This window comes from Actinoalloteichus hoggarensis (genome assembly GCF_002234535.1).
Taxonomy (GTDB): Bacteria; Actinomycetota; Actinomycetes; order Mycobacteriales; family Pseudonocardiaceae; genus Actinoalloteichus_A; species Actinoalloteichus_A hoggarensis.
Genome location: NZ_CP022521.1, coordinates 1,016,089 through 1,036,527, shown reverse-complemented (window position 1 = coordinate 1,036,527; position 20,439 = coordinate 1,016,089). Strand labels below are relative to the sequence as shown.

Here is a 20,439-nt window from a genome sequence, read left to right as displayed (position 1 = left end):
GATGGCAGGAGCGGTGGTGGCGCACGGCCTCCCTCCTCCGCCGAGGCGGGCGCCGTGTCTCGTGGCAGGCCGCGGATACGAGGGCGACCCAGTCCCGCGCGGTCGTGGCGGAGGTCGGGCCGAGCCTGCGCCGCGCGGGTGCGAACGCCACTGGGGGACCGCCGCCCGGGGCGGTCGGACGGCCGACGACGTCCCCTCTGTGGAGCTCCCGCACCTGGCCGATTCGTCCGGTCCGATCAGGGTGTCCGGACGTCCACGGCGGAACGACTCGCCGGCATCACCCGGGTGGTGACGTGGCGATCGCGACCGATCCGAATACGGCTCGCGTCCGATGAACACCCACCTGATCGTGTAGCGGATCGACGGGTTGAGGTTCGGCGGAATATCGGGTCAGGGCCCCGGTTCGGGCAGTTCGTCATCCCCCGAGATGTCCCAGCCCGCGGCGGCGGCGAGGCCCTCCAGGTAGCCCACGGCCCGTTCGGCGCGCGGATACCGATGCACCAGCGCCCAGAACTCGGGGCCGTGGCCGGGCACCAGCAGATGTGCCAGCTCGTGGACGAGCACGTAGTCCAGCACCCAGCTCGGGACCTCGCGCAGCCGTTCCCCGATGCGGATCGTCTGTTCGCTCGGCGTGCAGGAGGCCCACCGGGTGCGCATCGACGGAACCCAGCGAATCGACGCCGGCTCAGGGCATTCCGGCAGATGACGGCGCATCAGCTCGCGGCAGCGAGCCAGCAGCGCCGTGTCGGAGGCACGGGCGGGCGATCGTCGACGTGTCTCGCTGCGCCGCAGTCTGCCGAGCATCTCGGCGACCCAGTGCTCCTCATCCGCCCGCGACATCCTGGCGGGCAGCAGCACGATGACGCGGTCGCCCTCTCGATAGGCGGTGACCGTGCGGCGACGTCGCATGCTGCGGCGCACCTCGACCTGCGGCTCTCCCACACCGCATACGGTATGCGCCCGGCGTGGCGCCCCCGGCAGGAGCGTGGCAGGGGCCACGCTGCACGCGGATCCGCCGAGGTGACCAAAGGTCATCAAGCCAACCGGCGCCATCCCTTCGAAGGAGACGGCGTGCGCCCGCGAGGGTGAGCGGCGGCGACCAACTGTGACATTCGACCGAATGCTTGTTTGGTCATGCCCCTTGTGACCTGCTCGAACTTGACACGCGATACCCCACATGCACGGATGAGCATCGACGCACAGGTAGCGTGACGCCTGGTTCTCGCCCGACGCCGCACCAGGCGCAGGCACGCGGCGGGCACCGCGTGCACGGGCACAGCGAGCAAGGGAGGCAATCGTGGCCGAGACCTACAACGGCTACTGCGTCAAATGCCGCGCGAAGCGCGACTTCGAGGGCAGGGTCGAGGAGTCCAACAATCGACGCATGGCCAAGGGCATCTGCCCGGTCTGCGGGACGAAGATGACGAGAATCCTCGGGAAGGCCGCCTGACCCGGCCACCGGTCGGGCGGAGCGTCACCCTGCGGGCGCTCCGTCCGACCTCCTGTCTCGGCCCGCCGCGTCGAGACGAGGACCATCGCCTGTGGACGGCCGTTTCCGGCCCGGCCGACCCTCCTGCTAATCGTGTCACCATGAGCACCCTCCGTGTCGATCCACGGCTGCCCGAGCGCCCCCGGCTGGCGCCGGGATTCGACCCGCTGCGGCGTGACGGACGATGTCTCCAGTTCGGCACCGACCCGCGGCACGCGGTGCTGGTCGAGGAGGTCCCGCCCGAGCTGGCCGCCCGGACCACACAGCTGACCGGCGAGTTCACCACCGCACAACTACTCCGACAGTGCGCCGAGGGCGGCGGGCCGCCCGCCGCGCTGCTGGCGTTGCTGGGTCAGCTCGCCGCCGAGGGAGTCTTGGACGATGCGGCGCACCCCCGCGCCGCCGCCTCCCGACGGCACGCCGACGAGGACGCCGCCTGGCGCCGACGCGGCGGCGTCGGGCTCACGAACGGCGGCCTTTCCAGACAGGACAGCTCGGTGGTCGTCATCGGCGACGGTCGGCTGGCCGCCGCCGTCATCGCCCTGCTCGCCGTGTCGGGTGTCGGCTGGGTCCGTCCCCGCACGAATGGTCGGGTCATCCGCGAAGACGTCGGCCGTGACCTGACCGAGGACTCCGTCGGCCGAGATCGGGCCGAGGCCACGCGGGCCATGGTCGAACGACTCGGAACGGGGACTCGGACCACCGCGCGGGGCGGACGGCGCAGGCCCGACCTGGTGCTGTTGGCCGACTCACTGGTGCCCGACCCGGCGGTGGTGGCCGAACTGGTCGCCGACGGCGTCCCGCACCTGCTCGTCACCTCGGCGGAAGGCGGCATGGTCGGACCGCTCGTGGTTCCCGGCAGGTCGAGCTGTCTCGAGTGTGCCGACCGACACCGCTGCCTGGTCGATCCACAGTGGCCCATGCTGGCGGCGCAGCTCGCGGGCCGGACTCAACGCACGGACGCGGCGGGCACCTCGGCCGTCGCGGCGCTGGCCGCGGCACAGAGCCTGACCTTCCTGCACGGTCGGGCGGCCGCCGCCCCGGCGGTGTGGAACGCGGCGGTGGAGATCGACCCGTTCTCCGCCCGGCTGCGCAGGCATCCTCGGCCGCCGCATCCGGACTGTCCCTGCGGTGCGCGAGCCCGCACGGACCGCTGCGGCGGCGTCCGGATCGATCGCTTTCCGAATCAGCCGCCGAGAAGAGCTGCGTTCCCCCCTGCGATCGCGAGAGAATGATGTCGTGAACGACCTCCCACGTCGGACCGTACAGCGCACTGCGAAGCTCGCCAGCCTGCCGCTCAACGCCGCGGGACGTGTCGCGGCGGGCTGGGGACGACGGCTGACCGGCCGTAGTGCCGAGGAAGTCAACGCCGACGTCACGGCGAAGACGGCGGAGCAGGTCTTCGCCGTCCTAGGCCAGCTCAAGGGCGGGGCGATGAAGTTCGGGCAGGCGCTGAGCGTCTTCGAGGCAGCCGTTCCCGACGAGATGGCCGAGCCCTACCGGGAGGCGTTGACCAAGCTGCAGTCCTCGGCGCCGCCGATGCCCGCCAAGAGCGTGCACCGAGTGCTCGCCGAGCAGCTCGGCAGTCGGTGGGCCACCCGCTTCGCCGAGTTCGACGACGAGGCCGCCGCGGCGGCGAGCATCGGGCAGGTGCACCGCGCCACCTGGCACGACGGCCGGCAGGTCGCGGTGAAGGTGCAGTACCCCGGCGCCGACGAGGCCCTGCTCGCCGACCTTCGACAGCTCCAGCGGTTCAGCAGACTGTTCCAGATGCTCGTTCCCGGCACCGAGGTCAAGCCGCTGCTGGCCGAACTTCAGGCTCGGATGGCCGAGGAGCTGGACTACCGAGGCGAGGCCGACAACCAGCGTCGCTTCGCAGCAGGCTTCGACGGCGACGAACATGTGCTGATCCCCCGTGTCATCGCCAGCGCGCCGAAGGTCGTGGTGTCGGAATGGGTGGAGGGCACGCCGTTCGCGTCGATCATCCGCGACGGCAGTCAGGAGGACCGCGACCAGGCAGGCCGCATGCTGTCGCTCTTCCACTTCTCCTCCCCGGCGCGCACCGGCCTCCTGCACGGCGATCCGCATCCCGGCAACTTCATGCTGCGGTCGGACGGCCGCATCTGCGTGCTCGACTTCGGGGCGGTGGCCCGGCTGCCCGACGGTCTGCCCAGGACACTGGGCCGAATGGTGCGGCTGGCACTGGAGCAGCGGCCGGACGACCTGCTGGACCTGCTGCGCGCGGAGAACTTCGTGCAACCGGATCGTGAACTGCGGGCCTCCGACGTGCTGGCCTATCTCGCGCCCTTCGTCGAGCCGCTGACCAGTGAGGTCTTCCACTTCACCCGGCCTTGGCTCCAGAAGCAGGCCGAGCGGGTGAGCGATCTCCAGGGCAGTGACTTCCGCACGGGCCGATCGTTGAACCTCCCCCCGGACTACCTCATCACGCACCGAGTGACCCTCGGCACCACCGGCATCCTCTGCCAGCTGGGTGCCCGGGTGCCTGCCCGTGAGATCGTCACAGCCTGGCAGCCGGGCTTCGCCGAACAGCCCTGAACCGCCTGAACAGCGGCCCGGACAGTCCCCGACGGCGGGTCTGGCCGACGCGGCCACGCCGTGGTCGTCGCAGGCGGCGACGGCGCAGGCAGGCGCCGCCCGCTCGGACGGCCGCCGGACCGACCGACCGCCGAGCCCGCTGAGCACCGAACCCGCCGGACACCGGACCTCCCCCGGCCGAGCGAGCAGCCGCAGCGGCCGACAGCCGGGGCCCGTCGGAGGCGTCGCAGGCGGCCCAGCCGTTCGGGGACCGATCGCCCGTCGCCTGCCCGCTTCGCCGCAACGCCCCCAGGCCCGGCCCTGCCACCCGGCCCCGGCCATGCACGCGGCCTCAACGCTGCCCGAGTACTCAACGCTGCCCGAGTACTCAACGCTGCCCGAGTACTCAACGCTGCCCGAGTACTCAACGCTGCCCGAGTACTCAACGCTGCCCGAGTACTCAGCGCTGCCCGAGTACTCAGCGCTGCACGAGCTGCATGGAGATGTAGTGGTTGATGCCCGTCATCCAGGTGTGCCGGACCTTCTCCCGTCGATACTCGACGAAACCGAGACCGGCGTAGAGACCGAGTGCGGGCGCGTTGACGTCGGAGATGGCCTCCAGCCGGTAGTCGTCGTACTGCGGCAGCGCGAGCAGATGCCGCAGCATCGCCTTGGCCACGCCCCGGCCCTGATACGCCTGGGCGGTGCCGACGAACTCGAGTGACGCGCTGGTCGGGGTCATGTTCGGGACGGAGCCCGTGAACTCACGGGCGAACACGGCCGAACTGATCGAGCCCTTGATCAGCCCGAAGTGCCTGCGCAGCTGTCGCGCGTCCGGACGAACGCAGGACTGCGTGCCGTCGGTGCACGCGGTGATCCCGGCGGGGACGCCGTCGAGCAGCGCGACGTAGAAGAGCTCGGGCACCATCATGTGCTCGAATCCGTCGGCGAGGACCTTCGGGTCCTTGCTGAAATAGGCGAAGTCGCCTCGGAATGCGTCGGCATAGATCTCAGCGATCGTCCGTCGACTGTCGCCGCCCAGTTCACGGGCGGGCATTACCTCGATCATGATCGTCCTGTCGGAGTAGAAGTCTCATCAGTGTCGACGGGCCGGGCACCGCCAGACGGGTGTCCGGCAGCAGCCGCATCGTCGCCAGCCCGCTGAGCGCGGCCAGGTAGCAGCTCGCCAGCTCAGCGGGTCGGCCGCTCCGGAACTCGCCGCGCTCCTGACCCCGGCCGACCAGCGCGATGACGGCGTCGACCAGCAGGGCGTGCGCGGTGCGCAGCCGCTGTAGCTGCGGCGACTCGTCGTGAGTCATGAACGCCTGGTTCATGATCAGGAAGAATTCGGCGAAGGCGCCGTCGCCCGCGAGGTCGGTCAGGAAGGTTCTGGTGAACTCGTCGAGCAGTTCGGCGGGCGACTCGGCCTCACCGAACCGCTCGACGACGCGGTGCAGTCCGGCCGCCGCGTAGTCGACCAGTGCCGCGAACAGCTCCTCCTTCGTCTCGTAGTGCCGGTAGATCAGGCCCGTGCTGATGCCCGCCGCCCGCGCGACGTCTCGCATGCTCGTGGCGGCGAAGCCTCGACGGGCGAAGAGGGTGATCGCCGCGGCCTGCACCTTCGCCAGGCTGGCGGCCCGCAGCGCCTCGTACTGCTCCTTGGTTCTCGGCATCCACACCTCGTCCCATTTTGAATGAACTTCTGTTCACTCTAAACGACGGGCGAGCCGGCCGAACACCGTGCTCCCGAACTCGCGCCGTCTGCCCGGCAACTGCTCGGCACCGGCCGTCGCCGCAGCACCGCCACCGACGCGACCGCCCCCCGGCGCCTCGGCGCTCGGACCGGCGCGGCGGCACGCGGTCGATCACCGCCACCGGACGCCGTGGCCGCCCATGCGTCGCCCGACCCGAGACGACTCGGCCGGCAGGAACACCGACGGCGGTGGGCGGCGCGAACCGGCACGAGCAGCCGGCCCGATCGGACGAGGACACGAGCGACCGGGCAGGTATGAGCAGCCGAGGCACGAACGGCTGGCGCGACGGGAGCGGAGTAAGACCCACGACGCAGGAACAAGGCCCGGCGACGCAGGAACAGGCAGAGCGGAACCGACGCGAGGCCCGGCAACGCGGGAGGCGGGCAGCGCGATGCGAACCGCCGGCACGGCCCACACCAGGACGGCCAGCACCAGTACAGGCGACGTCGAGGTAGGCGGACACGCCGTCGCGGCGGCGAAGGCGTCCACGTGCATCAACTCGTCCGGCGACGTCCAGCGGCGGATCACGACCAGCGCCGCAGCACGGGCACGGGCGGCACGAGCGACGCGGGCGGCACGGGTAGCACGAGCGGCACGGGTAGGGCGACGCGGGCGGCACAGGCCGACGCGAGCACGGGGCTGGGCGAGCGCGAATGACGCGGGCACGGGCAGCGCAAGCACGAACGGGGGCAGCACGGGCACGGGCAGCACGAGCAACGGCGACCGTCCTGCGTGAACTCGGACGGCAGCGGCCTGCAGGCAGGGCACGCCCGACGTCAACACGAGCAGCACCAACAGCACGAACACAGGCGGCACCAACGCGCCGACATCGCCACGAGCGCCACGAGCGCCACGAGCGGCACGAGCGCAGGCAGCATCACCACGGGCAGCACGAAAACGGCCACCGTGCCCACGGGCGGCGACCAGGTCGAGACCGGTGCGGCCGCTCGCGATGCGATCGGGCGGCACACCGTCTGCGAAGGACGGCGCTGCTGACCTGTCCCCCGACGGTCGGACACGGCGGCGACACCCCCGACGGTCGGGGCCGGCGGCGACGTCGGCAGACCGCACTCGCCGCACCCGGCCCGCAGGCCCGGCCCGTCGCCTTCCGCAGCCGGAACCCGGCGAAGACGAACCGGGCGGAACCGGCGATCCGAACTAAGATCACCGGCCCCGCCCGGTCTGATTCAGCCGACTCAGCTCAGGGAGCGGTCGGCCTCAGCGGCTCGTCTCGAGGCGAAGGCCGACAGCCTGCGCCATCGGCCGCGCCTTCGAAATCGAGCCGCTATTCGACATCGATGTATCTCGTCTTCCATCTCCCGCATTCGAGCACGGGTGAGTGCGTCCGGGAGGTGTGTCACGACGTCGACGCCGGAGACGCGCAGCGGACGGAGGGGGAGTCGGCCGTAGTCGATCATGCCGCCGCCCCCTTTCCGGCCACAGCCGCGTTGTCGTTCGCGGCGATGACCGGCCGGTCCGCCTTCCTGGGCCTGCCCCGAGGCCGCTTCTTCGCGATGACGGTTCCCCTCTCGAAGATCTCGCCACCCCAGACTCCCCACGGCTCGCGGCGGGCGAGCGCACCCGCCAGGCACGCGGCCATGATCGGGCAGGTCTCGCAGAGCTGCTTGGCCCGCTGGAGCTCGCCGGGGCTCTCGGCGAACCACAGGTCCGGGTCCTGAACGCGACAGGGCAGCTCGGTCTCGTCGTCGGGAACGGCGACCAACAGCTCGCCCATGCCGACCACGGTGGAGTCGGATTCCCTCGGCTCCGGCAGAACGTCTCGCGCCAGTGACACGGTCGCGGTAGACATGCGTTCTCCTTCTGATCTTCATCGAATTCTCATCGGCCCGCGACAGCCCGAGACGTCCGAAGACGACAAGAAAGCCGCGGATTCCGATAGGAGTCCGCGGCCTGATCGATCAGTCGTACCTGACTAGGTCAGAGACTGCGCTCCTGCGCGGACAGGATGGGTTCGTTCGATGGCGAACGGGCTCATGCCGTTCGGCCGTGCGTACTGCTTGCCAACGCGCGAGGATGCAGCCCACTCGAAGATGGCAAGAGCCACCTGATCGTGAGCGCCACGCACGCTGCCTTCTCCCCAGAACACGGCAGTAACCCCGGGCAGACGGCGGCCGGGGGTCACTGGATTGTTGATCAGCCTCACATCGGCCACCTCCCTCAGGGATCGAAGAACGTCATCAGGCCTTCTTGGCCTGCCTGATGCAGGTTATGGGGCGCGCACAGACGCGCGCAACTCATTTTCCGAGAGTTTTCTCGATGATCTTCAATTCCTCCGCCCAGCCGACAGTCTCGCGGCATCGTCGCAGGTGACGACGCCGGGAACGGGGCGAAGTCCCTCCGAGACCGCGACTGCGGCTCGCACACGACCGGGTGAGCGATGTCGCGATCGCCGGAGCCGTCGGCGATCACCCGTGCCGCCGGCGATCGGCCGCACCACGATCAGGCGATCGCGATCAGCCGAGCGGCGATCAGGCGATCGCGATCACCCGCACCGTGATCAGCCGAGCCGCGATGCGACGACTCAGGGCGAGGCGCCTGCCTCGCGCACCAGGGAGATGACCTCGGTGCCGAAGCGGTCGAGCTTGGTGGCACCGATCCCGGGGATGCGCACCAGCGCGGCGACGTCGGACGGCCGCTGCTCGGCGATGGCCGTCAGCGTCGCGTCGGTGAGCACCACGAAGCCGGGGACGCCCAGTTTCCGCGCCCGATCGCCGCGCCAGGCCCGCAGCCGCTCCAGCAGCTCCTGATCGAGGTCGGCCGGGCAGTGCTCGCACCGGCCGAGCTTGATCGCCATGGTCGCGGTCAGCGCCGACGAGCAGACCCGGCAACGGGGCGCCCCCGCCCGAGCGGCGCCGCGGGTGGTGCTCGCCCTGGCGACGGCCGACGCCGGGTGGTCCTCCGGAGCGAGCCCGTACAGGAAGCGGCTGCGCCGCCGATAGCGCCGCCCGCCCTCGGCCCTGGCCAGCGCCCAGGACAACGCCAGGTGCCTGCGGGCGCGGGTGACGCCGACGTAGAAGAGCCTGCGCTCCTCGTCCACAGCGGCGTCGTCGCCGTCGGCCCGATGGAGAGGCAGGGTGCCCTCGGTCAGCCCGACCAGGAACACCGCGTCCCACTCCAGGCCTTTGGCGGCGTGCAGCGACGCCAGGGTCACGCCCTCCATCGCGGGCGGATGCCGTGCCTCGGCGCGCTGATCCAACTCGACCACGAACCGGGCCAGGTCGGTCTCCGGGGCCACGTTCGCGGTCTCCTCGGCCAACTCCGCCAGGGCACGCAACGACTCCCAGCGTTCCCGCGCGGCACCGCCCTCCGGTGGTCGCTCGCCGAGCCCCAGCCGCGCCAGCACCGCCCGCACCCGCGCGGGCAGCGGTCGGTCCTCGGTCAACGCTCCCTCGGTGCGCAGCGCCGTCACGGCCTGCCGGACCTCCGGCCTGGCGAAGAACCGTTCGCCGCCGCGCACCTGATACGGGACGTCGGCCTCGCTCAACGCCTGCTCGTAGACCTCGGACTGCGCGTTGACCCGGAACAGGATCGCGATCTCGCCCGCCGAGGTGCCCGCCGCGATGAGGTTCTTGACGCCCCTCGCCACCGAGGCCGCCTCCGCCGCCTCGTCGTCATGCTCGGCGAACGACGGCGGCGGGCCGGGCGGCTGCTGACCGATCAGCCGCAGCCGCGACCCGGCGGGCCGGTTCCGCGCCGCCTCGATCACCCGGTTGGCCAGCGACACGATCTCCGGCGTCGAGCGGTAGTCCCGTTCCAGGCGGATCACCGCCGCCTCGGGAAAACGACGCGGGAAGTCCAGCAGCGGGCGCGCCGACGCGCCTGCGAAGGAGTAGATCGTCTGGTTGGCGTCGCCGACCACGGTCAGGTCGTCCCGCTCGCCGAGCCAGGCGTCCAGCACTCGCTGTTGCAGTGGCGTGACGTCCTGGTACTCGTCGACCACGAAGCTGCGATAGCGGTCACGGAACTCCGCCGCGACGTCGCCGTGCTCCTCCATGACGGCCGCCGTGTGCAGCAGGATGTCGTCGAAGTCCAGGACGCGCGCCTCGTTCTTGAGCCGCTCGTAGGCCTGGTAGACGGCGACGATCTGATCGGCGGGGGCGGGGGTGGCCCGCTGTGTCCGCGCGACGGCGGCGGGATAGGACTCCGGTGCGATCAGGGAGGCCTTGCTCCACTCGATCTCGCTCGCCAGGTCGCGCAGCGTCTCGCGATCGGTGCCGGCCCCGGCCCGCCTGGCCGCCTGCGCGATCAGTGGCAGCTTGCCGTCCAACAGCTGCCACGGGTCGTCGCCGATCACCCGCGGCCAGAAGTAGCGCAGCTGACGCAGGGCCGCCGCGTGGAACGTGAGCGCCTGCACCCCCGCCGCGTCCAGCGCCCGCAGCCGCGAACGCATCTCGCCCGCCGCCCGTTTGGTGAAGGTGACCGCCAGCACCTGGCCCGGCGCCACGTGCCCCCGTCGAACGAGGTTCGCGATGCGTCGGGTGATCGTGCGGGTCTTCCCGGTCCCGGCGCCCGCCAGCACGCAGACCGGGCCTCGCGGAGCCAGGACCGCCGCCTGCTGCTCCGGATCGAGTCCCGACGCCGGATCGTCCTGCTGCGCAGCCATCCCGGCATCCTCGCATCGACGGCGGCGAGACGTCGCACGACCTCGTCGGGACGCTCGGCGGCGACCATCCGGCCGCGCGCGACGTGAGCGGAGTCGGATCAGTCCGCCCTGCGCCGGTTCGGCACCCGCTCCCACCAGGTGACGCAGCGCCAGACCCACTCGACGGGGCCGTGGGCGAAGCGGCGCAGCCACCAGCGGCTCGCCACGCACTGCGTCACGAGGATGCTCAAAGCCAGCAGCAGCATGACGTCCCAGCGGGTCGAGCCCGGCAGTCCCAGCGGCCCCGCCGCGAGCAGGACGATCGCGGTGGCCGACAGGTAGTTCGTCAACGCCATCCGCCCCAGCGGCGCGCAGACCGCCGACAGGCCGGGTCCGAGCGGCGTCCGCAGCAGCAGGAGCAGGCCGGTCACGTACACCACGGCCAGCGCGATGCCCGCGACTCCCGAGGAGACGTTGAAGCCGCTGTGCACCAGTTCGTCCGCCTGGATCGGCAGCGCGACGGCCGCGACGATCGCCGCGCCCAGGCACAGCGCCGCCGTCGCCCGACCGCGCTCCGCCAGGGTGTGCACGATGCCGTAGCGCGCCGTGGCCAGGCCGAGCAGGAAGAGTCCTGGGACGAGCACGATGCCGCCGCCGAAGAGTCCCAGGGGGAGCAGCGTGCCCACCAGCCCGCCCAACAGGATCAGCGGTCTGGGCAGCAGGCTCGCGGGTATCAGCACCACCGCGCCCACGATCGCGTAGCTCAGCAACGCCTCTCCGGGCTGAAAGAGCTGGTGTACGAGCCCGAGGACGGCCAACACCGCGAGCCGGCGCAGCATCGGGACGAGACGACGAGACGCGCCGACTCGGCGAGACGCGCCGTCCAGGAAGAGCGAGAAGCCGAGCCCGAAGAGGAAGGCGAAGATCGGCATGAAGCGTTGATGGGCGGTCAGCTCCAAGACCGCCGGAATCGTCAGCGGCTCGCCGTCGACCATCCTCGGCATCAGGGTGAGCTGCGGGATGTTGGTGACGAGGATGCCGCACAGCGCCAGCCCGCGGACGGCGTCGACGGCGGAGACTCGATCGGTGTGGGCGGCGGTGTCAGCAGTGGTCCGGGCGGCGGTGTCGGCGGCGGTCCCGGCCTGGGTGTGGGCGGCGGTCCGGGGTACGGGGGGACCGGCGGCGATCGGGGCGTCAGGCACGACGGCGACGCTAGGCCCGGCATGCGTCCGGCCGCCTCGGCCGAAAGTCGCAAACCCGCGCTACTCGCACCGATCGTCGCCCGGGGGCTCACCGGACACGGCGTCCAGTCGCCGGGCTCGGGTTCGGCGGCGAGGCGCCCTGCCCCTCGCCACCGAAGGCGGCACCGGACCCGGTCGCGGTCCTGCGGCACCTATCTGCTCGGGACGCCGGAGGTCGTGAACGGCGCCCGCGGACGGACCACCTCCCCGACGACCCGGAGCAGGCCCCGGACGAGCCGGCTGCGACCGCCGTTCGCCACGATCGGGACCTCGCCGTACCCGGACCGCCCCGTGTCCGCCGCCGCACGGGCGAGGACCGTGCGAGGTCAGGCCGCCCAGGCCTCCAGCATCCGATGGGCGATGGACGCGGGCCCGGGCAGAGCGAAGCCGTGGGCGGCCCCGCCGTCGGCCAGTGCGTCCCGGACCTGCTGCCTCGACACCCAGTGCGCCGCCTCGATCTCCCCGTCGGCGGGAATCAACGGCTCGGCGGGATCGGCTACGGCGTGGAAGCCGACCATCAACGACCGGGGAAACGGCCAGGGCTGACTGCCCAGATACCGGATGTCGGTGACCGGCACGCCGATCTCCTCGGCGACCTCCCTGGCCACGCAGGACTCCAGCGACTCGCCCATCTCGACGAAGCCGGCGAGCACCGAATACCGGCCGGGCGGCCACGTCGGCTGTCGGGCCAGCACCACCTGGTCGGCACCGTCGTGCACCAGGCAGATCACCGCGGGGTCGGTCCTCGGATAGTGCTCCTGTCCGCAGCCGTCGCAGTGCCGCGTCCACCCCGCCCGCACCGCCCGGGTCCTGGTCCCGCAGAACGGGCAGAAGCTGGACTGGTCGTGCCAGGACAGCAGGCCGACGGCGGTGGTGAACAGGCCCGCGTCGGTGTCGGTCAGCAGCGCCCCCGCCTGCCGAAGATCCTGCCACTCCGGGCCGCCGTCCTCGGCGGTCACGCGTCGCGCCCAGTAGCCGACCTCGTCCTCGGCACCGAGCAGGACCGCGCCCTCCGGTCGGGGCTCGGCGTGCGGCGTCGCCGAGGTGAGCACGGTGCCCGAGGGACTCACCGACGCCCGACCCGCCGGATCGACGTCGATCAGCCTGCCGCGGGCCCACAGCCGGTCCAGCGCGGCCTCGTCGCCGCGCACCGGCTCCCGTCGATCCACCGTCGATCGGGAGAGCGCGGGCGGGCCGAGCAGCGCCAACTGCTCGACCACGCCCGCACTGACGAACTGATCTGCCTCACGGTTCACGGGAGCGCGACGCCTCCCAGCGCCCGCAGCGGCCCCGCCAGCGTCTCCGCGTCCCCGACCACGACGCCGGTGAACGCGGTCGGCGTGAAGAACTCGCGCGCCGCCTCCCCCACCTGCTCCGGGGTGACCGTGCGAAGTCGGTCCGGATGCTCCTGCAGCCAGTCCAGCGGCACGCCGATCGAGGCCAGCCCCGACAGGGTCCCGGCCAGGCCGCCCTGCGACGCGGTGGAGATCAACAACGACCCGATCAGGTACTCCCGCGCCGAGTCGAGCTCCTCCTTCGACGGCGGCACCACCCCGATCCTGCCCAGCTCGTACCGCATCTCCAGCACGGCCGCCGCCGTCACCTCGCTGGCCGTGTCGGCGTCGACGTCGAGGACGGCACCCTGCGGCGTGTACTCGAACGAGGAGTGGGCGCTGTAGGTGTAGCCCTTGTCCTCCCGGATGTTCTCGACGAGCCGGGAGGAGAAGTAGCCGCCGAACACGACGTTGGCCAGTTGTAGCGCCGGAAAACGCGGATCGAGCCGCGTGACGGCCTGTGCCGACAGCCGGATCTGCGACTGCACCGCGCCCGGCCGGTCCACCAGCAGCAGGTCGCCGCCGTCGACCAGCGGCAGCCGGGGAAGCACCGAGGCGCCGCGCTCGCTGTGCCAGCCTGCCAGCGCGCGCGACACCGTGTCGGCGATCCGATCGAGGTCGATGTCGCCGACCAGGACGAGCGTCGCGCCGCGCGGTACGACGGCGGCCCCGTGCAGCAGCCGGACCTCGGCGGGCTCCACCGCGAGGACGTCGACGGCACGCGGCATCTCCCGGGTGTACGGGTGGTCGCCGAAGCGACGCCGCTGCAGCGCCTCCCTGGCGATCACCCTCGGCTGGGAACGCGCGACGTTGATCCGCTCGGCGAGCCGATCGCGTTCGCCCAGCACCTCGGCCTCGCGGTAGGCCGCGCTGGTGAGCGCGTCGCTGACGACGTCGAGGAAGGTGTCCAGGCCGCTGGACAGCGTCGACCCCGACACGCGCAGTCGTTCCGGGTCGACGACGGTGCGCAGGTCGGCGCCGACGCCCGCCAGGTCGGTGTCCATCAGGACGCGGTCCCGCCGTTCGGTGCCGGTCAGCATCGTCGTCGCCAGCAGCTCCGCGACGGCCGAGTGCTGCTCGGACTCGCCCGCGAACGGGATGCTCATCCGCATCTCGACCATGGGCACCGAGGACTGCCGGACCGCGATGAGACGCAGCCCGTTCTCCAGGACGGCATCCAGCCGCACGGGCGGATCGTCGAGCCTGGCGACGCCCAGCTCGGGAAGCGGACGGGGGCCCGTCTCGGTGCGGCCGATCTGCTCGGCGGTGCGGTGCGTGGTGGTGTTCACAGGGCGTCTCCAGCGGAAGCGGCGGGCTCGACGGTCAGCACGGCGCGGGCGTCCGGGCGCAGCGCCTTGGCGGCGGCGGCGACGTGGTCGACGGTGACGCGGCCGATCAGCTCGGGCAGCTCGGCACTCAGCTCCGCCCGCCCGTGCAGCAGCTCGAAGGCGCCGTAGCTCAGCGTCCGCGAGATGAGCCGATCGTGCTCACCGTGCAGCGCCGCGGTCCAGCGGGCGGTCACCCTCGCCAGCTCGTCGACGTGCGGGCCCTCCGAGGCCAGGATCTCCAACTCGTCGTCGAAGGCGGCAAGCACCCTGGCCTGCTCCACATCCGAGGAGTGGATGATCGTCGCGACGAAGGCGTCCGGGTCCCGTACGTCCAGCGGCTGGAACAGACCGCAGCCCGCGCCGACCTCGATGGCCAGCGCCTCCCCGTGCACCAGTCGGTGCGGCAGCCGGGAGGAGTCGCCGTCGGAGAGGACCTGCGACAGCACCACGTAGGCGAGGTAGGCGTCGAGATCGCTGACCGGGTCCGGGACTCGATAGCCGAGCGCGATGCCCGGCAGCGGCGCGTGCGCGTCGACGTGAGTACCCCGCAGCTCGGTGGTGGGCAGCGGCTCGGCGAAGGAGGGCCGGACGGGCCTCGGCCGGGCGGGCACGTCGCCGAAGTGGCGGTGCACCAGTTCGGTCGTCTTGTCGACGTCCAGGTGCCCCGCCACCGTGAGGACGGCGTTGCTCGGCGCGTAGTAGGTGTCGAAGAACGCCGCGCAGTCGTCGACCGACGCCTGTTCGAGGTCGGTGAAGTCGCCGTAGCCGTTGTGCGCGTTCGGGAAGGTGTCGAAGAGCACCGGCGGCAGCAGGATCCACGGGAAGCCGCCGTAGGGGCGGTTGAGGACGTTGAGCCGGATCTCCTCCTTCACCACGTCCACCTGATTGCGCAGGTTCTCCTCGGTCAGCTTCGGGGCGCGCATCCGATCGGCCTCGAGGAACAGGGCGCGTTCCAACGCGGCGGAGGGGAGCATCTCGAAGTAGTCGGTGTAGTCCTGGTGGGTGGATCCGTTGAAGGTCCCGCCGGAGCCCTGCACATGCCGGAAGTGCGCCAACTTCCCCAGACTCTCGCTGCCCTGGAACATCAGATGCTCGAACAGGTGCGCGAAGCCGGTGCGGCCCTCCGGTTCGGAGCGGAACCCGACGTCGTAGTGGACGCTCACCGCGACGACGGGCGCCGTGTCATCCGGCGCGAGGACCACCCGCAGGCCGTTGGGCAGGGTGAATCTGTGGAGCTGGTGGTCGACCATTCCGGCAGCCTAGCGACGTGCACGCGCGACCTCGTGGAGTGCTGCCGCGACTCTCGGCCGCCAGGTCCGTCGACACCGCCGGACGGACGAATCAGCGCAGCGAGCGGAGATGGCCCGCCTCGGCGAGCACACCGTCCAGTTCCGCCAGGAAACTCGGGAAGTGGACGGCGAATCGACGCAGATCCGGGCTGGCGGAGGAGGCGCCGCCCAGGTCCTCCCCGTACCAGTAGAGGCCCGGCGTCCCGTCCGCCGCGCCGTCGATCTCGGCGAACTCGCCGAGCCAGCGTCGGGTCTCGCCGAGGACGACCGCGTACGGCAGCGAGCGGGAGAACACCATCTCCCGGTCCTCGGCGGGGATGTCGGTGCACGAGGCCGTGTCGAGATAGTCGCGCAGGCCGCGGACCTGGGCGACGAGTCTGCTGCCCCGCAGGGTCCTGGCGGGCAGTCGCCGCGAGTCCAGGGCGACCACGAGACCGAACACGATGAGCCCGAGTCCGACCAGGGCCGAGCCGCCGAGCACGGCGAGCAGGACGGTGAGCACCGCGCCGAGCGCGGCGACGCCGAGACCTGCCCACCACCAGCGGTTCCTCGCCTGGTCGGGGCGGACCGAGAACCAGCGGCGTTCGACGACGTCGGAGTACAGCGCGTCCTGCACGGCCGCCAGGTCGAGCGTGTCGGCGCCTGCCAGTTCGGACACCAGGACCTCTTCACGGCGGTCCGGCCCGGTGTCCGGGCCGAGTAAGCACGTGTAGACGGCGCGTTCATAGTCGTGCAGGGACTCGTCCGGCGGGTTGCGTCGGACGATGCGCCAGTCGAGCACGTCCTGATCGACGTGCAGCTCCTCGATCCACAGGTAGTTGCGGACGGCCAGGTCGACGATGGTGGAGGTGACGTCCACCACGTCGACGTGTTCGTCGACCACCGTGCCGACCTGACCGGGCAGCACGCCGTCCGGAGAGGCGAAGGCCACCGAACCGTCCGACTCGGTCAGCAGCACGTCCACCGGCCCGATCTCGGCCCGCAGCGCCGCCCGGTCCTGTCGTCTGCGGCGCGCGGGCACGGCCAGGGCCGCGAGCAGCAGGACGAACAGGACGCCGAGGATCACCCCGGTCGTGGGAGTGAGCGAGAAGGCCCTGGCGATGCTGAAGTTCTCGTCGTATCGCGCGGTGGCGGGCACGGCGTCCGCGGACAGCCCGACGCTGACCACGAGCCGGTCGTCGGCGTCGAGCCCGGTCTGCTGCGCGGTGGCGAGCTGCCCTGCGTCGATCTGCGAGACGGTGCAGGTGGTGTTCGAGGACGGCGCGCCCGCGAGACAGGTGATGGACTGCGGGGCCGAGGGTGACACGAAGGACACGCGGACCGAGTCGAGGTCGGCGTTCCAGTCGCCGGTGACCTGCCAGCGGAACTCCTGGCTCGCGGCGAGGTCGGCGACGGCGCCGTCGACCCGGTAGCGCAGGGTGCTGGTCCCCGAGTCCGCCGTGACGACGAACGCGCGCTCGGTGACCTCGGCCTCGACCGGACCGTCGGTCTCGACGTCGCGCACCGCGTAGACCCGGTCCACGTCCACCCCGGCGAGTTCCCGCAGCGGGGACTCGCGTCGGATCGCCTCGGTGCCCGCGACGGTGATCTGCTCCTCGACGCTGAGCGTCCCGTCCGGTTCCAGTCGCAGCTCGACCACGATCGACGAGCCGTCGGCCGTCGGTTGATCCGCCTCCTGGGCCGCGGCGGGAACGCCTGCCGCGAAGAGGGTGACGGCGGTCATGAGGGCGAGCGGGCCCCGGACAGAGAACACGGCTGCGGAGGATAGCGGAGTCGTCTTATGCTCGGGGACGATGAGCGCCGGGGCGCGCATCCGCAGCACGATCTGGACGAACACCGGTGAACCGCACGGGAGGCGGTCCACCTGGGACTCCGGGTCGCACGGTGCACGGGCCGTCGAAGACGGACGGCCGGGCCGGTCGGCGGTTCGCCTCCTCGGCCGGGTGTTGAGGGGGAGACGCAGTACCGATGTCGGAGTTCAGGCCGCCACACAACGACGGGACCACACCAGGCGGCGAGGGTTCACGGCATCACCCGCCGCCCCGACCGGTGGCGCCGCCGCCCGCCGCACGTCCCGTCGGCCCCGACGGCGGCGCGAGTCGACGCGGTCCGGCGCCGGTCCCGCATCCGACGACGCCGCCAGGACAGGCATCGCACGGCGGTCCGACATGGCGCGGTGGAACGACATCGCGGCCCGGTGCGGGCGGCCGGGACGGCATGGAGACGCCGAGGCACGCGCAGCGACCGGCCGACCCGACGAGCAGGCGAATCGACGGCCGCCCGACGGGCGTCCCGCCGTTTCACCACGGGAATCGAGGCGGATCCTCACCGGAGGCCCGCCTGTCCGGCATGGCAGGCCCGAGCAGGCGGCCGCTGCCGCCGCCACGCAGCCGCGCCGAAGAGCCCGTCACCGCGCCGTACCCGATCCCCCGCACCGCGCCGCCCCGACAGACCGGGCACCAGCGGGCCGCCGAGGGCATCGCGGGCCCCACGCCGGAACGGTCCCGCCCGCCGGGGCTGCTGACCACGCTCGGCCTCGGCGTCGCGGGCCTCGCGTTGGTCGGCGTCATCGGCGGGGTCGCCAACGCGGCTCTGGACGCCTCGCGGCAGACCGCGGCCCCCACTCGGACGGCACCGACGACAGCGGCGCCGCCGCCCGCCCCGCAGGACGCCTCCCCGCCGCGAGCACCGGAGACTCCGGACCAGACCGAGGTCGAGACCGAGGAGCCGCAGCAGCCCTACGACGAGCCGGTGACCGCCCCGCAGCCGGTCTATCTGCTCGGCGATCATCCGATCAACGCCGACGGGCTGTACGCCTCCGACACCACCGCCTGCACGCTCGCCCCGTTCTCTCCGGACCCGGCGGGACAGGACGCCCTGTATCAGTCGGCGCTGCCGTGCATGGTGGACGCCTGGCGCTACGCGCTGGAGTCGAACAATCTGCCGTCCGGTCCGCCGGAGCTGATCACCGTCTCCGGCCCGGTGGAGACGCCGTGCGGCACGGCGCATTCCTCCTATTACTGCAGCGGCAACCACACGCTGTACATGTCCGCCTCGGTGCATGCCGAGCAGGAACAGCTCGGGGATCACCCCGGCCCGTATCTGAGTGTGCTCTTCCACGAGTACGGGCACCACGTCCAGGGATCGGCGGGCATCATGCAGGCCGCCTGGGACGAGCGCTACGCGGTCGGTCCGAACAGCCCGGAGGGGCTGGAGATCTCTCGCAGGCTGGAGCTTCAGGCGACCTGTTACGGCGGCATGCTGCTGGCGGCGACCACCCGCACGGGCGTCGTCGACCTCGAGACGATGTCGATCGCGCTGAACGACGCCCGGAATCGGGGCGACTGGCCGGATCGGGGTGCTCCGCCGGATCACGGCGCCCCGGAGATCAACGGCGGCTGGATGGAACAGGGCTACTACAACAACAACACTCAGCAGTGCAACACCTGGCTCGCCAGCCCCGCCGACGTCCGGTGAGCCGCCCGCGTCGTCGCCGGTGGCCGCGCGGCGCCACGGCTCAGGGCTTCTCCTGGTTCCGTTCGGGCGGGGCGGACTCGTCCAGCACCGGCAGGCGGCCGGTCGACGAGGAGTCGGGGGCGTAGAGGTCGGACACGCCGAGATCGGGCAGCGCGGAGCCGTAGCCCGCGGAGTCGTGATCCAGGGAGTCGTATCCGGGAGAGTCCTGGCTCTGGGGGGCATCACCGGTGGAGCCGTGCTCGGCGGGCCGGTGGATCGTGGCGTCGTAGCCGGCGGCTTCATAGCCGGTGGCGTCGTAACCGGCGACGTCGGACCCGACGGGGTGGAACGCGGTCGAGTCGTACGCGGGTCGCTGGAACGCGGTCGAGTCGTAGGCATAGGCGGCGTGAAGCGTGGAGTCGACCGGCCCGGAGCCCGCGGGATCGGCCGCACTCTGGCCGGGCACCGAGGAATCCAGGGCCGAGGAATCCGGCACCGGGACGTCGGCCCGCGTCGAGTCCGACCCGACGGCGCCGCCGGGCACGGCGTCCGCCGAGCCCACGCCCGAGGACGCGGCACCCGAGGACGCCGGGTTGGCGGCAGACACGCGGGCCGCCCGTCTGCGGGGTCGTCCGATCACGATCGCCAACGCCGCGCCCGCCAGCCCGGCGATGGTCAGCAGCACGGCCGTCATCCGCTCGCCGGGGTCCGGACCGCCCGTCGCGGTCCCGGCCAGCCATACCTCCGGTTCGGCGTCCGACTCCGGATCGGCCTCGATCACCTCGACGTCGAGCCGTGCGCCCTCGGTGTGCCCGCAGGCCGCCAGATCCGCCTCCAGGAACCGCGCGTCCATCTGAACCTCGACGCGGTCTCGCGCCCCCGCGACGCCGCAGTCCGCCGAACGGATCACGACGGCGGTCGCGGTCCGCACCTCCTCGGTGGAGACACCCTGAAACGGGAGCAGTCGTCCCGTCGCCACGAGAACGCCGATGCCGAGCACGGCGAGGACCATGATCGTCAGCACCGATTTGCCAGGTCCCTGTCGAACGGCCACGGCGAAGATCGTGGCAGACGCGCGAGTCGGGCCGTGCGGCGGAGGGCGCACCGCGCAGGGTCGATCACACAGGGCGCCCGATCACTTCGCGAACTCCGCCGGGCGAGCGGTCCGCGACTCGGACGAACGGGGCGATACGTCCCGCCGCCGAGCGGCCGGCGATCCTGCGGACGGCCCGATGCCGACGCGCGTGCAGCGCCGGGCGGCTCGTCACGGGGCCGGGGTCATCGCGCCGCGCACCGGGTGCCGCCGGACCGGAATCGCCCGCCCCGCCGAGCGGAGACCACCGTCCCGCCGGAGACCACCGCCGCCGGGAACCGAGCGCACACGACGTCGAGACCGCCCCCTTCGCCGGG

General features: G+C 71.9%; 15 protein-coding genes. 4 read left to right on the top strand and 11 right to left on the bottom strand.

The window, feature by feature from the left end:
* Positions 1-390 precede the first annotated feature (390 nt).
* The gene (locus tag AHOG_RS04745) at positions 391-942 is read right to left on the bottom strand and encodes a M48 metallopeptidase family protein (RefSeq protein ID WP_093940256.1); all 552 of its coding nucleotides are present in this window, start codon (positions 940-942) and stop codon (positions 391-393) included.
* Positions 943-1,297: 355 nt separating this feature from the next.
* Between AHOG_RS04745 and AHOG_RS28995 the strand changes: the two genes are divergently transcribed.
* The 3 genes from AHOG_RS28995 (at position 1,298) to AHOG_RS04735 (ending at position 4,045) form a co-directional block, all read left to right on the top strand.
* The gene (locus AHOG_RS28995) at positions 1,298-1,450 is read left to right on the top strand and encodes a DUF5679 domain-containing protein (RefSeq protein WP_169725808.1); all 153 of its coding nucleotides are present in this window, start codon (positions 1,298-1,300) and stop codon (positions 1,448-1,450) included.
* Between the two features lie 140 nt (positions 1,451-1,590).
* Entirely contained in the window at positions 1,591-2,724 is a 1,134-nt protein-coding gene (locus AHOG_RS04740; protein WP_093940255.1) for a hypothetical protein, read from the top strand.
* A gap of 4 nt (positions 2,725-2,728) precedes the next feature.
* Positions 2,729-4,045: an ABC1 kinase family protein gene (locus AHOG_RS04735; protein WP_093940254.1), complete on the top strand. Its 1,317-nt coding sequence runs from the start codon at positions 2,729-2,731 to the stop codon at positions 4,043-4,045.
* A 457-nt stretch (positions 4,046-4,502) separates the two neighbouring features.
* On the opposite strand, the gene AHOG_RS04730 is transcribed toward AHOG_RS04735, so the two are convergent.
* From AHOG_RS04730 to AHOG_RS04685, 9 genes are all read right to left on the bottom strand, one after another.
* A complete protein-coding gene (locus AHOG_RS04730) occupies positions 4,503-5,093 on the bottom strand; it encodes a GNAT family N-acetyltransferase (RefSeq protein ID WP_093940253.1) in 591 nt (196 codons plus the stop codon).
* Positions 5,068-5,697: a TetR/AcrR family transcriptional regulator gene (locus tag AHOG_RS04725; protein ID WP_211290523.1), complete on the bottom strand. Its 630-nt coding sequence runs from the start codon at positions 5,695-5,697 to the stop codon at positions 5,068-5,070. The genes AHOG_RS04730 and AHOG_RS04725 overlap by 26 nt, the downstream gene beginning before the upstream one ends.
* 1,495 nt (positions 5,698-7,192) lie before the next feature.
* Positions 7,193-7,588 (bottom strand): WhiB family transcriptional regulator, encoded by a 396-nt coding sequence (locus AHOG_RS04715; RefSeq protein ID WP_093940251.1) that lies wholly within the window; start codon positions 7,586-7,588, stop codon positions 7,193-7,195.
* Positions 7,589-8,320: 732 nt separating this feature from the next.
* The gene (locus AHOG_RS04710; protein ID WP_093940250.1) at positions 8,321-10,402 is read right to left on the bottom strand and encodes an ATP-dependent DNA helicase UvrD2; all 2,082 of its coding nucleotides are present in this window, start codon (positions 10,400-10,402) and stop codon (positions 8,321-8,323) included.
* A 98-nt stretch (positions 10,403-10,500) separates the two neighbouring features.
* Positions 10,501-11,583, bottom strand: a complete 1,083-nt coding sequence (locus AHOG_RS04705) for a DUF418 domain-containing protein (protein ID WP_245856563.1) — start codon at positions 11,581-11,583, stop codon at positions 10,501-10,503.
* Positions 11,584-11,948: 365 nt separating this feature from the next.
* Positions 11,949-12,791: an NAD(+) diphosphatase gene (gene nudC, locus AHOG_RS04700; protein WP_093944166.1), complete on the bottom strand. Its 843-nt coding sequence runs from the start codon at positions 12,789-12,791 to the stop codon at positions 11,949-11,951.
* A gap of 83 nt (positions 12,792-12,874) precedes the next feature.
* Positions 12,875-14,245 carry a M16 family metallopeptidase gene (locus tag AHOG_RS04695; protein ID WP_093940249.1) on the bottom strand — a complete coding sequence of 457 codons (1,371 nt, stop codon included), beginning with the start codon at positions 14,243-14,245 and terminating at the stop codon, positions 12,875-12,877.
* Entirely contained in the window at positions 14,242-15,534 is a 1,293-nt protein-coding gene (locus tag AHOG_RS04690) for a M16 family metallopeptidase (RefSeq protein ID WP_093940248.1), read from the bottom strand. Before AHOG_RS04690 ends, AHOG_RS04695 begins: the two co-directional genes overlap by 4 nt.
* 91 nt (positions 15,535-15,625) lie before the next feature.
* On the bottom strand, positions 15,626-17,326 hold the full coding sequence (locus AHOG_RS04685) for a DUF2207 family protein (RefSeq protein WP_157736635.1): 1,701 nt from the start codon (positions 17,324-17,326) through the stop codon (positions 15,626-15,628).
* A gap of 596 nt (positions 17,327-17,922) precedes the next feature.
* Here AHOG_RS04685 and AHOG_RS04680 point away from each other — a divergent pair.
* Positions 17,923-19,050, top strand: a complete 1,128-nt coding sequence (locus tag AHOG_RS04680) for a neutral zinc metallopeptidase (protein ID WP_157736634.1) — start codon at positions 17,923-17,925, stop codon at positions 19,048-19,050.
* A gap of 40 nt (positions 19,051-19,090) precedes the next feature.
* On the opposite strand, the gene AHOG_RS04675 is transcribed toward AHOG_RS04680, so the two are convergent.
* Entirely contained in the window at positions 19,091-20,083 is a 993-nt protein-coding gene (locus tag AHOG_RS04675) for a hypothetical protein (RefSeq protein ID WP_157736633.1), read from the bottom strand.
* Between the last annotated feature and the right edge of the window lie 356 nt (positions 20,084-20,439).